The sequence below is a fragment of the Nitratidesulfovibrio oxamicus genome, from assembly GCF_015731765.1.
GTDB lineage: Bacteria > Desulfobacterota > Desulfovibrionia > Desulfovibrionales > Desulfovibrionaceae > Cupidesulfovibrio > Cupidesulfovibrio oxamicus.
In genome coordinates this window covers 1-597 of the sequence record NZ_VRYY01000756.1, presented here as the reverse complement: position 1 = coordinate 597, position 597 = coordinate 1, and the positions used below count along the sequence as shown (strand labels likewise).

Sequence of the window (597 nt, the reverse complement as noted above, 5' to 3'; positions counted from 1 at the left end):
CGGGCGCGGGCACGCTGCCCCCGCCGTCGCCCACGGCAATCTGCCGCAGCACCAGGGGCGCGCCCCCGGCGTAGGCCGCCGCCAGCTTTTCCAATCCCTTCGCGGTCCAGATGCCTTTCAGCTCATCGCTCATGACGTAACCTCGCGTACTTCGTGTCGGACCAAAATGTATTGCACGGCCACCACCCCGGCTTGCAGCGGGGCGGGCGGGAACGGCGCTTCGGAACCGGTGGCCACCACGTGCTCGACCACCACCGATGTGGTCAGCACGGCCCCCAGCGTCAGCGGTGCCGCGCCCCGACCGGTGAACTGCACCAGCCCCACCACAGAGCGCGCGGGCTTGTATTCGTTGACCAGATCCAGCACGGCCTCGATGTCGGCCTGCCCGAACAGCGCGGGCGGGTTCAGCAACTCCACGTCGAAGTGCGCCCACAGCTCGGCGTTGTGCTCGCGCAGGTTGCGCACCCTGCCGCCGGGGTAGCCGTATTCCTCAAGGATGCGCGGCAGCCCTTCCACGGTGCCGCCCATGGCGTGCCAGGCGTAGGCCCGCTCCACCCGGCGGCGGTGGCGGGCGTCGTCATCGTGCCGGGTGCGCGG

At 70.7% G+C, this 597-nt stretch carries 2 protein-coding genes; both read right to left on the bottom strand.

The features are described 5' to 3' along the window. On the bottom strand, positions 1-133 hold a 133-nt coding region (locus FVW20_RS18195; protein WP_196610689.1), incomplete at its 3' end, for a phage tail-collar fiber domain-containing protein. After that, a partial coding sequence (locus FVW20_RS18190) for a phage tail protein (RefSeq protein ID WP_196610688.1) occupies positions 130-597 on the bottom strand: 468 nt, incomplete at its 5' end. The genes FVW20_RS18190 and FVW20_RS18195, both read right to left, overlap by 4 nt.